Raw genomic sequence first — 12,115 nt, forward strand, 5'->3', positions numbered from 1 at the left:
ATGGCGCTGGGCCACAACACGTTTTTCACATCTTCTTCACTGCATCGGGACGATGCTGAACCTATCTTGCCTGCATGGGAGCGGCGAAGACCTCGGGCACTCCCTGGGTCAATGCCACACATAGGTTCATGGCAGGAGTGGTCCCTTGACCAACACGATAATCAACAAGAATGTACTTCCCCGTTCGGGCATCAGTGAGCGCTACAAATTGCATCGGAATATCGTATCGATGTCCGTTGCCGTCGTGCTGATGGCTATCTGCGCGTGGTTCTACTCGTCGTTCTCCGGTGTGCATGTAGTGGACCTGGGAGTCGGTAGAAACCTGAGCGTTTCCGGCCTTCGCGAGCACTGGCGACAAGGCAATGTGGTGGTGATGATTCGCCATGCCGAACGCTGTGACCGCTCGAGCAACCCGTGCATGGGCGACGCCGACGGCATTACCTCCAACGGCCGCGATACCGCGCTGGCGGTGGGTGCCGGGTTGCAGAAGATGGGCATGGACCACGCGCGCATGATCGCCAGCCCCAAGACCCGCACGCAACAGACTGCGCAACTGCTCGCAGGACACGCGGTGGTCGCTGAGGACTGGATCAACGACTGTGACAGCGGCTTCATGAAGGCTGTGCAGGCCCACAAGGTCAGCGGCGAGAACATGGTACTGGTCACTCACAGTGGCTGCATCGACCAGTTCGAACGCAAGGCCGGCGTACGTGGCGGCGAGCGCTCCAGTGAGTACACCCAGGCGTTTTTCGTACAAGTAGACGGCAGCCACCCACCAAAAATTCTCGGCTCCCTGAATGCCGGGCAATGGGCAAACCTCAACAGCGAGCAATTCAATTGACGACATCTTCCAGCGCCAGGCTGCGGTTTTACGGCATAAACCTGGGTTTACCGGTGTTTTTCGCTCTACTGGTCTTCGTTACTTTCGACCTGACCACGATCGACCGGCAACTGACTGACCTGTTTTTTGATTCGACGGCCGGGGTGTTCCCCATCGGCCAGAGCCATCTGTTCGAGAACATCACGCACAGATGGGCGAGGATCCTTCCGAACTGGACCGGGGAACTGGCGATCATCGGTGCGATGCTGTCCTTCGTTTGGCCGTTGCTGGAAAAATATGATGATTCGCGCCTCGCGAGGCGGCTGACGGGCTCTCGGTTGGGCACCTTTCTGCGCTTTGCGCGCAGGCATCGGTTGGACTTCTTTTTCGTCATCGTCGCCTTTGCGCTGAGCACCGGCATGATCCATTACCTGAAAAGCCATACCAGCGTTTACTGCCCCGTCGAGACCACCTTGTACGGCGGCAGCCAGGCGCACATCGAGTGGTTCAGGAACTTCAACCTGCTCCACGAGGCTGGCGCCGGGCGATGCTGGCCGGGCGGTCATGCGTCAAGCGCGTTCAGTCTGCTGGCCCTGTACTTCGTGGCTCGTCGCTATTGCTGGCGGCACTCGAAAGTCTTGCTGGCGGGCATTCTCCTGCTCGGGATGATTTACGGCACCACGCGGGTACTGCAAGGCTGGCACTTCATGTCGCACACTTTCTGGGCGGGTATCGTGGTGTGGCTGAGCACGCTGCTGGTTGCCTTGTGCTTCTATGGCCGATCGAGGTTGCAACAGCCGATTAGCCAGGCAGTGGCCGTCAACAAACCTGATGCATTCGGCACTCGGCCTGCAGACGCATTGGCAGCAGATGCCCGGTCGGCCGGGTAGAAAAATAACAAGGCGCGGCAATGAACATTCTGGTTATTGAAGACCATCGTGATATCCACGACAACCTGCTGGAGTTCTTCGAGCTCAGGGGGCATGCGGTAGAAGGGGCGCTGGACGGCCTGAGCGGGCTGCATCTGGCCGCCTCGAAACGCTTCGACGCGATCATTCTCGACATCATGCTGCCCGGTATCGACGGCAATCAGATCTGCCACAGCCTGCGCCAGTACTCGAAGTCGGAAGTCGCGATTGTGATGCTCAGCGCGCGCGATGAACTGGATGATCGGCTCACCGGTTTCAAGGTGGGCGCCGACGACTACATCACCAAGCCGTTTGCAATGTCCGAGGTGCTCGCCAGGGTCGAAGCGATTGTCAGCCGACGGCAGCGCCAGGACAACCGGATGATGGTGGTTGCCGACCTGCAGTTCGATCTGGACACACTGGAGGTCACCCGCAAAGGCGTGCCTTTGAAGCTCAACCCGACCAACATGAAACTGCTGGAACTGTTGATGCGCAAAAGCCCGCACATAGTCAAGCGATCCGAACTGGAGGAGGCGCTTTGGGGCCGTGATGCCCCGAACAGCAGCAGCTTGCGCAGCAACATCCATGTGCTCAGGCGGGTACTCGATGGTGGCCACGACACGCCGTTGCTGCACACCGCCCATGGCCTGGGCTACAAGCTGTGCGTGCAGCGCTGAGGCGCGCTCACTCTAAGTTGAACAGGCGCTGGATCAGGGTCGGCGTGCTGCCTGTACAGAGTTTGAATGAACGGCGGAAATTGGCCGGGTCGTTGAAGTTCAAATAGTCCGCCACGGCTTCATTGCTCATCCCCTTGATCTGATACAGGTACAACGCGACGTGTTTGCGCGCCAGATCGTGTTGCGCCTGAAAGTGCGTGCAGTGCTTGTGCAGCTTGCGCTTCAGCGTGGCTGGGGATGAAGCGGCTGTCGACTTCGTACCAGTCACTTTTAAGCGTCATGTCAGGCGCTCAGGCAGTGCGGGTCAGAGGGTGTCGGGCGCGGGCCATCGACAGATTGAGGCGGCGTAGCAGGTTGTCCGGCGTTTCATTGAGTGCCATGACGACCGCCACGCTGGCCGAAAGATGAATGCGCTCGCCCTGTTGCCGGGTCTTGTGCGCCAGGCTGGCGACCGCCTGCTGCAACTCCAGCGCCAGCAGTTTTGCCTGGCTTTCTCCGGTGTTGGGTAGCAACACCACGAAGCGGTCGCCGGCCAGGCGGCAGAGCAGGTCCTGGCGGCGCAGATTGAGTACCAGCAAGTGGTTGAGCGCTGACAGCACCTCGTCGCCTTCGGCATGCCCGAAGGCATTGTTGATCGCGCTGAAACCATCCAGGTCCAGCGCCAGCAGCGACAGCGGCTGCTGTTGGCAGACACTCTGTTCCAGGCTGATCACCAGTTGGCGCTTCAGATAGTCGGCGCTGCCCAGCGGGGTGAGCTTGTCGTAAAGCCGGTGCTCCCGGAAGCCGCCCTCGCGCTTTTCCATTTGCGCACTGATTGCCAGTTGTTCGCGATGCCAGTGGAAGATGCCCAAAGTCAGCAGGATCAGGCCGACCGGCATCGGGCCGGATTCCAGCCAGTGGTCCCATTCGATTTCGGTGGGCAGGCGGATAAATTCGTCGAGCGCGTCGATCCACCACGAGAAGAACACGCAGCTCAGGCCGATCGACAGGTAATTGGTCACTCGGCCGGCCGGTCTGCTCTTGAACACCAGAAACAGCCAGACCAGCGACAGCAGGGCAGAGCCACCTTCACCGACGATGTCCAGCCATTGCCATTCGCTGACAGGTTTGACGGTGCCGAATGCCAGAAACGTCAGCAGGCCGAGATTGGAGGCGACCATCAGCACGGCGAGTTTCCAGCGATGAGGTTGGATAATCCTGAACATGAACAGACGGCTCCTGAGGTGCTGATTATCGGCCAGCAGAACAGATGCACATGACACTTCGGTGACGGGTAACGCGGACCGCGAAAGGTCGAATCAGCTCACGTGTGTTGCAGGTTTTTGCTTCGCATCTGACGTGTACACCACCCCGGATCAGCGCCAGGACTCAGCCGTCTTTGACGTCGCACCGTGTGTTGTCAGTACCGTCGCGGTGGAAAAGCAAATGCACTGGCAGCGGCTGCGGGCAACGCATGAGGTTGTGTCGCATCAGAGTCATATATATGTCGGCGTTTGATTCTGGCCAGCGGCCGGAAATGGCATCCGGATGATCGAGCAGGATTTTTTTCTGCTCTGCTTGACTTCCTTTTCCTAATCAGTAACATAGCGCTCATTCCGCGATAGCTCAGTTGGTAGAGCAAGTGACTGTTAATCACTGGGTCCCTGGTTCGAGTCCAGGTCGTGGAGCCAGAATATATTTCAAAGGCGATGTGTAGGCCTTTGAACAAGAAAAAACCCGCCTAATGGCGGGTTTTTTCGTTTTGGCGCTAATGCGACGCGGCTTCAGCATTCCTGGCTCGCGGCGCCTCAATACGGCGAAATAGTCCCCAACAAACCCACCGCGATTGCCAACAATAAAAAACCTATCAAAGAAAGTCCGAGCTTGCCCATGAGCGTCTCCTGCTGATCGATCTGTCTGTAACGAGCCGCAGGTATCGCTTCTGGCGGTTGGCCTGCGCGTTTGAAAGCGCTGCCATTATCGTGCTCATACAGATTCTGGTACAGATTCAGAAACGGCTTAAAAATACGGATCAGTTGCCTTTATGCAAGGCATGAAAACGCTCAGAACGACGCGAGGATACGCCCCAGCATCGCCATGGCCTGCTCGCTGCGTTCGTCCCAGGGCGTGCCGTAGTTGAGGCGCGCGCAATTCTTGAAGCGCCGTGACGCGGAAAAGATCGGGCCGGGTGCGAGGCTGATGCCTTGCGCTAGCGCGAGTTGAAAGAGCTGCAGCGAATCAACCTGCTCGGGGAATTCGAACCACAGAAAGTAGCCGCCGACGGGGCGGGTGACGCGTGTCGCCGCCGGGAAATAGCGGGCGGCAGCGGCGAGCATCGCGCCTTGTTGCAGTTCGAGAGTGTCACGCAGTTTACGCAGATGGCGGTCATAGCCGCCATGCTTGAGGTAGTCGGCGAGCGCGGCCTGGGCGGGGACCGAAGGGGAGAGGGTGGTCATGAGCTTGAGGCGGTCAATCTGCTCGGTGTAACGTCCGCCTGCCACCCAGCCGACCCGATAGCCGGGCGCGAGGGTCTTGGAAAACGAGCTGCAGTGCATCACCAGTCCGCTGCGATCCAGGCTTTTCAACGGGTGAGGCGCCTTGGCGCCGTAATACAGTTCGGCGTACACATCGTCCTCGATCAACGGGATTTGATGCTGTTCCAGCAGGTCGTAGAGCCTGATCCTGTTTTCCTGAGTCATGCTCGCGCCCAATGGGTTCTGAAAGCTGCTCATGAACCAGCAAGCCTTTATCGGCAGGCGTGTCAGGCTGTCCTGCAGCGAGTCGAGGTCCACGCCGTCACGCGGATGCACGGGGATTTCGACGGCTTTCAGCTTCAGACGCTCCAGCACTTGAAGGCAGGCATAGAACGCCGGGGCTTCGATGGCGACCAGGTCGCCGGGCTCGGTGACGCACTGCAGGCACAGGTTCAGGGCTTCCATCGCGCCATTGGTGATGACCAGTTCGTCAGCCGGCAAGCGCACGCCACTGATCATGTAGCGCAGGGCGATCTGTCGGCGCAGTTCGGGATTCCCGGTGGTCATGTCGCTGACGATGCCCGCAGGCGTCAGCGCACGCACCGCTGACGCCATCGACTTTGCCAGGCTCGCCAGCGGATACAGGTGCGGGCTGGGAAACGCCGAGCCGAACGGCACGGTGTCCGGGTCCTTGAGCGAGCCGAGCACTGAAAAGATCAGGTCGCTGACGCCCAGTTCGGTGCCTTCGCTGGTGTGTCTGATCAGTTCAGGCTCGGTCAGTGCATTGGCGGCATGCTCGCGCACGTAATACCCGGAGCGTGCGCGGGCCTGAATCAGTCCCTTGTCTTCCAGCAGGTAATAGGCCTTGAAGACCGTTGCCGGGCTGACGGACCAGGTGCGACTCGCGACCCGTACGGACGGGACTTTTTCCCCGGCGGGCAGGACGCCGCTGCGAATCATTTCCGAGATGTCGGCGGCGAATTTTTCGTAGCGTTTCATAAGCGGCATCGAATCGACAAGGCTGCATCATGAGCGAAACCGACCCTGACGAACAGAGACAAAACGGTTGTAAAAAACAGTATCAGATGGCTTTTGCAGGTGTTGCAGAGTGTTGCGCCACCCGTCACTCAGGTCGTTTGGGGAGATGGCTTGCGCTTGAACCCCTCAAACGGATAGGTCTATGATGCCAGCGCCTTACGACCCATCGAAGGAAATAGACGTGTACCGTTCCAACTGGCTGCCTACGCCGCCTTAGCGCTACGCCCCCCTCGCAACACCTGACTGCCTTCTTGCTGCAGTCGCCCGTTGCTGCGCCCGTTTTTTGGTCGCCGCCACTCCCACTCTGATTACTTAATCGAAAACCGATGCTCCTGCTCGCCCGGCAATCGCTGCCGTGCGTCTTGCTGCGTCTGTCACAGGTATTCCCATGTTAGAAAAAATCAAAGCTGCGTGGTTTTCCAACGTTCGTGCCGATGTATTGGCCGGGCTGGTGGTTGCATTGGCCCTGATTCCAGAGGCCATCGCGTTCTCCATCATTACCGGGGTAGACCCGAAAGTCGGGCTTTACGCGTCGTTCTGTATCTGCGTGGTCATCGCTTTCGTGGGCGGGCGCCCGGCGATGATTTCTGCGGCCACCGGTGCGATGGCCTTGCTGATGGTGAATCTGGTCAAAGAGCACGGGCTTCAGTATTTGCTGGCCGCCACCTTGCTCTGCGGCGTACTGCAGATCATCGCCGGCTATCTTCGCCTGGGCGAGTTGATGCGCTTCGTTTCACGCTCGGTGGTTACCGGGTTCGTGAATGCACTGGCGATTCTCATCTTCATGGCCCAGTTGCCGGAATTGACCCATGTGACCTGGCCGGTTTACGCGATGACCGCAGCGGGCCTGGCAATCATCTACCTGTTCCCGCGTGTGCCGGTGCTGGGCAAGCTGCTGCCTTCGCCGCTGGTGTGCATTCTGGTGCTCACCGCAATGTCCATTTACATGGGGCTTGACGTACGAACCGTGGGTGACATGGGCGCAATGCCCGACAGCCTGCCGACCTTCATGTGGCCGGACGTCGCGCTCAATCTCGACACCCTGCTGATCATTCTGCCGTATTCCGCCGCGCTGGCCGTGGTGGGCCTGCTGGAGTCGATGATGACCGCGACCATCGTCGATGACCTGACCGATACCTCCAGTGACAAAAACCGTGAGTGCAAAGGGCAGGGCATTGCCAATATCGCCACGGGACTGATCGGGGGCATGGCCGGCTGTGCCATGATCGGCCAGTCGATGATCAACGTGAAGTCTGGCGGCAGAACACGTCTTTCAACCCTCAGCGCAGGTGTGCTGCTGTTGATCATGATGCTGTTTCTGGGCGAATGGCTGGCGCGTATCCCAATGGCGGCGCTGGTGGCGGTGATGATCATGGTGTCGATCAGCACCTTCAGTTGGGGATCGATCCGCAACCTCAAGGAATACCCGCTCTCGACCAACATCGTGATGGTGGTCACCGTGGTGGTGGTCGTGGCGACCCACAACCTTGCCTACGGTGTGCTGGTCGGTTCTCTGCTTGCCTCGATGTTCTTTGCCAGCAAGATCGCTCACTTCCTTGACGTCACGTCGCATCGTGATCCCTTCCACAGCCATCGCACCTACTACGTGACCGGCCAGGTATTCTTCGCCTCCGCTGACCGTTTCATGGACTCATTCGACCTGCGCGAAAGCCTTGAGACACTGGTCATCGATCTGCGCGAGGCGCACTTCTGGGACATCACCGCTGTGGCCGCACTGGACAAGGTGGTTTTGAAACTGAGAAAGGCAGGCATCAGCGTCGACGTTATCGGCATGAACCGGGCCACCGCTACGCTGGTGGACCGGTTTGGTGTGCATGACAAGCCGGACGGCATCGACTCGTTGATGGGGCACTGATCTGCGGGGCCGGGCAGGCAGGCTCAGCCCGGAATCTCCAGGCGGATGACGGATCCTCCGCCTGGCCTGTTGCGGACCTCGATAGTGCCGTCATGCTCGAGGCAAATGGCTCTGGCGATCGACAGGCCAAGGCCGCTGCCTCCCGAATAACGCGCCCGTGAACGTTCGGCACGCCAGAAGCGGTCGAATACCTGTTCGAGGTTCTCCGAGTCAAAGCCGGGGCCGCGGTCCGAGACGGTCAGTTCCATGCGCCCTGCGCTGGCTTTGCCGACAATCAGCAGCTCGCCGCCCATCGCCGAATAGCGCAGCGCGTTATCGACGAGAATATTCACCACCTGGCCGATTCGGTCACGGTCGGCGTTGACGGTCAATTTCCGCGGGATATCGATCGTCACGACGACACCTGCCTCATCGAGCGGCGTGGCAAACCAGCTCAGACGTTCGACCACCAGTTTCTCAAGGGAAAACTCCGTCTTGTCCAGGGTCAGCTGACCCGCGCTGGCGAGCGAGAGCAGGTGCAGATCACTCACCAGTTTGTTCAACTGGCCGAGCTGGCGATGGACCATTTCCAGTTGTGCCAGGTCACGCGGGAACACTTCGTCGATCATGCCTTGTATGCGTCCCATGGCGGCATTCAGTGGCGTGCGCAACTCATGGGCAATCATGGCGCTGGATTCGCTGACTTCCAGTTCGTAACGGCCGAGCTGGGTGGTCATGGTATTGAAGTCGCTGACCAGCGCCTGCAATTCGTCCGGGCCGTTGGTGCTCATCGGCAGGCGTGTCTTGAAGTCGCCCTGGGCGACTTGACGTGCGCCTCTGGCAATCGAAGAGAACTGGCTGGAAAGCGGGCGGGAAAACAGAAAGCCGAAGAATAGGATGATCGGGATCGCCACCAATACCAGTGCTGCCAGCACCCACCATTCCTTGTTGGCAATGCCCGGCAGCAGGTTTTCGATCGGGTAATACTCGAAGAACAGTTCGCGTAGCTTGACCATGTCCAGGGTGGGCTCGGCCTGCAGCCGCAGGAACTCCATGCGCACGTCGGCCGGCATGGCCTGCAGAGTGAGCCAGTCAGAGACCGTGACGTGCAGCCACATGCAAAACGCGATGACGATGACCGCACCGACGGCGAGCATGCTCATGCGCATGCCGACCCAGTGCCACAACGGTTTTTGTCTGTGCCTGAAAAAATGTCGCATGAGGATCACCTGAACCGATAGCCAACCGAACGGACGGTGACCAGCACGTTGTCCACGCCATGGATCTCCAGTTTGCGCCGCAGGTTATGCACATGCGCATCGACAACCCTGGCCAGCGCCTCGCTGTCGGGAAGGCAGATTTCCAGCAGCTCTTCGCGAGTGAAAGCCTTGGACGGCGTTTTCAGCAGCGTTGAGAGGATCTTGAACTCGGTAGGTGTCAGGTCGAGCACGGTCTCTGCGCCATCCTGACCTTCAATGATCGCGGTGACGGCGTCCAGCTCCACCAGCAGGTTCTGGTAGCGCAAATGACGCTCGTTGTTGCCGTTCTGCTGGGAGCGCCGCAGAACCGCATGCACGCGGGCCACCACTTCCCGCGGGTTGTAGGGCTTGACCACGTAATCGTCGGCCCCATAGCGCAAGGCACCGAGTTTTTCCGGTTCGTCGCCCATGGCGGTGACCATGATCACCGGCGTGTCGCTGCAGCGCCGGACGGCCGACAGCACGTCCGTGCCACTGACAAGCGGCAGCATGACGTCCAGCAGAATCAGGTCGGGTTTCCACTGACGGTGCATATCGATACCGCGCTGACCGTTTTCGGCCAGCCCGACGTTGAAACCGTCACGACGCAGGTAAGCCTCGAGAATGCTGGCACTGTCGGCGTCGTCTTCAACGATAAGAATGCGTTTTCCTGACACGAGAGCGCCTCTTGATCAAATCTTGATAATTCACGAACGGTTTGTTGAAAGTCGACGTTCAGGATGCTGCCCAGAGCCCACTGTCGCGGACAGATCCTATGCCGATGAGTACACCGCTGTCCAAGCGTATCCGCAACCGCCGCCGGTATTGCCTGGCCATGCTGGCGAGCCTGGTTCTTTCGGGCTGCTCGTTGATACCGGCCTATCAGCGTCCGGCGTTGCCGGTCCCTGTCGATCAGGTGTCTGCTGTGGTCGCGGCTCCGAATACCTCAACCGCATTGGTGCTCAGCGCCGACGAAGAAGCGCTGGCTGGCGAGTTATCGCCGAAGGGCGAGCTGCGCGGTCTGCTGCAATCGGCGCTGGCGTTCAATCGCGATTTTCGTGTGGCGGTGCTGCGTGTGGAGGAGGCCAGGGCAATGCGCGGCATTACCCGTGCCGATCGCTTTCCGACCCTTGCCGCAGGTGTCGAGCGCGATCGTCAGCACTTCGATAATGCGGCCGCCGACGAGCGTTATGGTCAGGACATTTCCATAGAGTCGGTGGGCGTCTCTGACTTCGAACTGGATTTCTTCGGGCGCGTGCGCAGCCTGTCGGAGGCGGCGCGGCACGATTATCTGGCCAGCACCTACGGCCAGCAGGCGGCACGCAGTGCGCTGATTGCGGAAGTCGCCCGCGCCTGGCTGGCCGAGCGTCTGACGGCTGCCGTGCAGCAGGATGCGCAGGCGGTTCACGAGGCCCGGCTGATGCTGGTCAAGGCGGCCGAAGAGCAGCAGCGTCAAGGCGCGCTTTCGCTGGACGATCTGATGGCACAGCGCCTAGACACCCTGACTGCGCAACAGCAGGTACAGGATGCGGCAAGCGATCACGCCAACGCGTCGCAGGCCTTGTTGTTGCTCACCGGCTATTCGACAGCGTTGCCCCTCAGCACGCCAGACACTCCTGCGCTGACCGCCGCGCTGGTCGAGACGCCGCCTTGGCTGTCGAATTTGCCGTCCCAGCGTCTGCTTGAGCGTTTCGACATCCGTCAGCGCGAAGAAGCCCTCAAGGCCAGCAATGCCAACATCGGTGCTGCCCGTGCGGCGTTCTTTCCGTCGATAAAACTCAGTACCGGCGTGGGCTTGCAGAGCGACAGCCTGCGCACCTTGTTCAGCAACGGCAGCGGTGCCTGGCTGTTCACCCCGCAATTGAATCTGCCGCTGTTCGACGGCGGGCGTAATCAGGCCAACCTGGATCTTGCCAAGGTGCGTCAGCAGATCGCGGTGGCTGAGTATGAAAAGGCCGTGCAGAACGCCTTCCGTGAAATGTCCGCTGTGCTGACCCGCCGTCAGCAGGCCCTGAACCATGTCCGCAACGAGGTCGAGCGGGTTGCGCTGGTCCAGGAAAAAGTGCGGCGCCTGTCCTTTGAGCTTAATGCGGGCGCGGTCGAGCGTACTGCATTGCTGGTTTCCACTCTCCGTATTGCCGAAGCCGACGCAGCCGCTCGCAAGTCTCTCGACGCGCTGCAGCAAAACCGTATCGATCTGTTTCGAGTACTGCGCGGAGCAGAACCGATAACCCCACCCCAATCCTGAATGAAACCGGAGTATCCCCATGAGCCCTGCAATCTCTCGTACTCACCTGCGGTCTGCGCTGCTTAAACCTGTGCTGACCGTATTGATCACCTCTGCGGCCATGACCCTGGCCGGTCATGCCTGTGCCCAGGACAGCACCGCTGAAAGCCAGTCGATGCTGGGTGACCGGTTCAACGTCAATTTCGGGCTCGGCATGGCCGTGCTGCCGCGCTACATGGGGGCCGATGAATACCGCAGTCAGGTGGTGCCCATGCTGACGGTCCAGCGCGGCATTTTCTTCGCCGACACCACGCGCGGTCTGGGGCTGCAATGGCAGTCGGATTCCGGCTTCGGCGCCAGCGCTGCACTCAATTACGATTTCGGTCGGACCGAGAAAAACAGCACGAATCGGCCTGGTTCCAACGAGCTGAGAGGGATGGGCACCGTCAAGGGCGCGACCGTTGGCGACTTCATGGTTTCTCAGCAACTCATGCCGTGGCTGTCCGTCAGTGCCGAGGCCGAACTGCGGGTGGCTGGTGAACAACGTGGCAATCGCTACCGTTTGGGTTTCGAGGGCATCGCTTACCACAGCCAGTCCGATACGGTGACCCTCGACATCGATGCGCACGCCGGGGACGGCCGTTACAACCAGACCTATTTCGGCGTGAGCCCGATCCAGAGTCAGCGCACCGGCTTCTCCCGTTTCAACGCAGACAGCGGCATTTACGCGTACTCGGCGGCGCTCGCCTGGCAGCATACCTTCGACGCCCACTGGTCAACCGTCGCCAGCCTCGGGGTGACGCATTACACCGACCAGACCCGTGGCAGCCCGCTGGTCGAGACCGATGCCGAAGGCAGTGGCCTGATTGCCTTGAATTACGCTTTCTGAAGGGTTGAAG

The 12,115-nt window shown here is 59.9% G+C and carries 10 protein-coding genes, 1 tRNA gene and 1 pseudogene; 7 read left to right on the forward strand and 5 right to left on the reverse strand.

What is annotated here, in order from left to right:
* Positions 1-145: 145 nt before the first annotated feature.
* The 3 genes from JOE34_RS16505 to JOE34_RS16515 are packed head-to-tail and all read left to right on the forward strand — an operon-like array spanning position 146 to position 2,405.
* Positions 146-841, forward strand: coding sequence for a histidine phosphatase family protein (locus JOE34_RS16505; RefSeq protein ID WP_010406901.1), 696 nt, complete (start codon positions 146-148; stop codon positions 839-841).
* Complete coding sequence (locus JOE34_RS16510) at positions 808-1,710, forward strand: phosphatase PAP2 family protein (protein ID WP_044313403.1); 903 nt, start codon at positions 808-810, stop codon at positions 1,708-1,710. The genes JOE34_RS16505 and JOE34_RS16510 overlap by 34 nt, the downstream gene beginning before the upstream one ends.
* 20 nt (positions 1,711-1,730) lie before the next feature.
* Positions 1,731-2,405, forward strand: a complete 675-nt coding sequence (locus JOE34_RS16515; protein ID WP_003315442.1) for a response regulator transcription factor — start codon at positions 1,731-1,733, stop codon at positions 2,403-2,405.
* Positions 2,406-2,412: 7 nt separating this feature from the next.
* Here the strand turns inward: JOE34_RS16515 and JOE34_RS16520 are convergent.
* Both JOE34_RS16520 and JOE34_RS16525 read right to left on the reverse strand, forming a co-directional pair.
* Positions 2,413-2,643, reverse strand: a pseudogene (locus JOE34_RS16520) (AraC family transcriptional regulator); the annotation flags it as partial.
* A 52-nt stretch (positions 2,644-2,695) separates the two neighbouring features.
* Positions 2,696-3,610 (reverse strand): GGDEF domain-containing protein, encoded by a 915-nt coding sequence (locus JOE34_RS16525; protein WP_074997758.1) that lies wholly within the window; start codon positions 3,608-3,610, stop codon positions 2,696-2,698.
* A 389-nt stretch (positions 3,611-3,999) separates the two neighbouring features.
* On the opposite strand from JOE34_RS16525, the gene JOE34_RS16530 reads away from it, so the two are divergent.
* Positions 4,000-4,075 (forward strand) — tRNA-Asn (locus tag JOE34_RS16530).
* A gap of 372 nt (positions 4,076-4,447) precedes the next feature.
* Here the strand turns inward: JOE34_RS16530 and mapR are convergent.
* Positions 4,448-5,857, reverse strand: coding sequence for a GntR family transcriptional regulator MpaR (gene mapR / locus JOE34_RS16535; RefSeq protein ID WP_209996095.1), 1,410 nt, complete (start codon positions 5,855-5,857; stop codon positions 4,448-4,450).
* 427 nt (positions 5,858-6,284) lie between these two features.
* Between mapR and JOE34_RS16540 the strand changes: the two genes are divergently transcribed.
* Positions 6,285-7,772, forward strand: a complete 1,488-nt coding sequence (locus JOE34_RS16540) for a SulP family inorganic anion transporter (protein ID WP_010414730.1) — start codon at positions 6,285-6,287, stop codon at positions 7,770-7,772.
* 23 nt (positions 7,773-7,795) lie between these two features.
* Here the strand turns inward: JOE34_RS16540 and JOE34_RS16545 are convergent, their stop codons facing one another.
* Together JOE34_RS16545 and JOE34_RS16550 are read right to left on the reverse strand one after the other, a co-directional pair.
* Positions 7,796-8,971, reverse strand: a complete 1,176-nt coding sequence (locus JOE34_RS16545) for an ATP-binding protein (RefSeq protein WP_096113655.1) — start codon at positions 8,969-8,971, stop codon at positions 7,796-7,798.
* 5 nt (positions 8,972-8,976) lie between these two features.
* The gene (locus tag JOE34_RS16550) at positions 8,977-9,666 is read right to left on the reverse strand and encodes a response regulator (RefSeq protein WP_003411441.1); all 690 of its coding nucleotides are present in this window, start codon (positions 9,664-9,666) and stop codon (positions 8,977-8,979) included.
* Between the two features lie 98 nt (positions 9,667-9,764).
* Between JOE34_RS16550 and JOE34_RS16555 the strand changes: the two genes are divergently transcribed.
* Together JOE34_RS16555 and JOE34_RS16560 are read left to right on the forward strand one after the other, a co-directional pair.
* A complete protein-coding gene (locus JOE34_RS16555) occupies positions 9,765-11,237 on the forward strand; it encodes an efflux transporter outer membrane subunit (RefSeq protein ID WP_209996098.1) in 1,473 nt (490 codons plus the stop codon).
* 19 nt (positions 11,238-11,256) lie between these two features.
* The gene (locus tag JOE34_RS16560; protein WP_209996101.1) at positions 11,257-12,105 is read left to right on the forward strand and encodes a MipA/OmpV family protein; all 849 of its coding nucleotides are present in this window, start codon (positions 11,257-11,259) and stop codon (positions 12,103-12,105) included.
* Positions 12,106-12,115: the final 10 nt, after the last annotated feature.

Source organism: Pseudomonas sp. PvP028 (genome assembly GCF_017832255.1).
Lineage (GTDB): Bacteria > Pseudomonadota > Gammaproteobacteria > Pseudomonadales > Pseudomonadaceae > Aquipseudomonas > Aquipseudomonas syringae.

Bases quoted from the DNA above. Each gene is read 5' to 3' on its own strand.
- JOE34_RS16540 (WP_010414730.1), top strand. From the start codon at position 6,285: ATGTTAGAAAAAATCAAAGCTGCGTGGTTTTCCAACGTTCGTGCCGAT.
- JOE34_RS16525 (WP_074997758.1), bottom strand. From the start codon at position 3,610: ATGTTCAGGATTATCCAACCTCATCGCTGGAAACTCGCCGTGCTGATG.
- mapR (WP_209996095.1), bottom strand. From the start codon at position 5,857: ATGAAACGCTACGAAAAATTCGCCGCCGACATCTCGGAAATGATTCGC.
- JOE34_RS16545 (WP_096113655.1), bottom strand. From the start codon at position 8,971: ATGCGACATTTTTTCAGGCACAGACAAAAACCGTTGTGGCACTGGGTC.
- JOE34_RS16560 (WP_209996101.1), top strand. From the start codon at position 11,257: ATGAGCCCTGCAATCTCTCGTACTCACCTGCGGTCTGCGCTGCTTAAA.
- JOE34_RS16515 (WP_003315442.1), top strand. From the start codon at position 1,731: ATGAACATTCTGGTTATTGAAGACCATCGTGATATCCACGACAACCTG.
- JOE34_RS16510 (WP_044313403.1), top strand. From the start codon at position 808: ATGGGCAAACCTCAACAGCGAGCAATTCAATTGACGACATCTTCCAGC.
- JOE34_RS16555 (WP_209996098.1), top strand. From the start codon at position 9,765: ATGCCGATGAGTACACCGCTGTCCAAGCGTATCCGCAACCGCCGCCGG.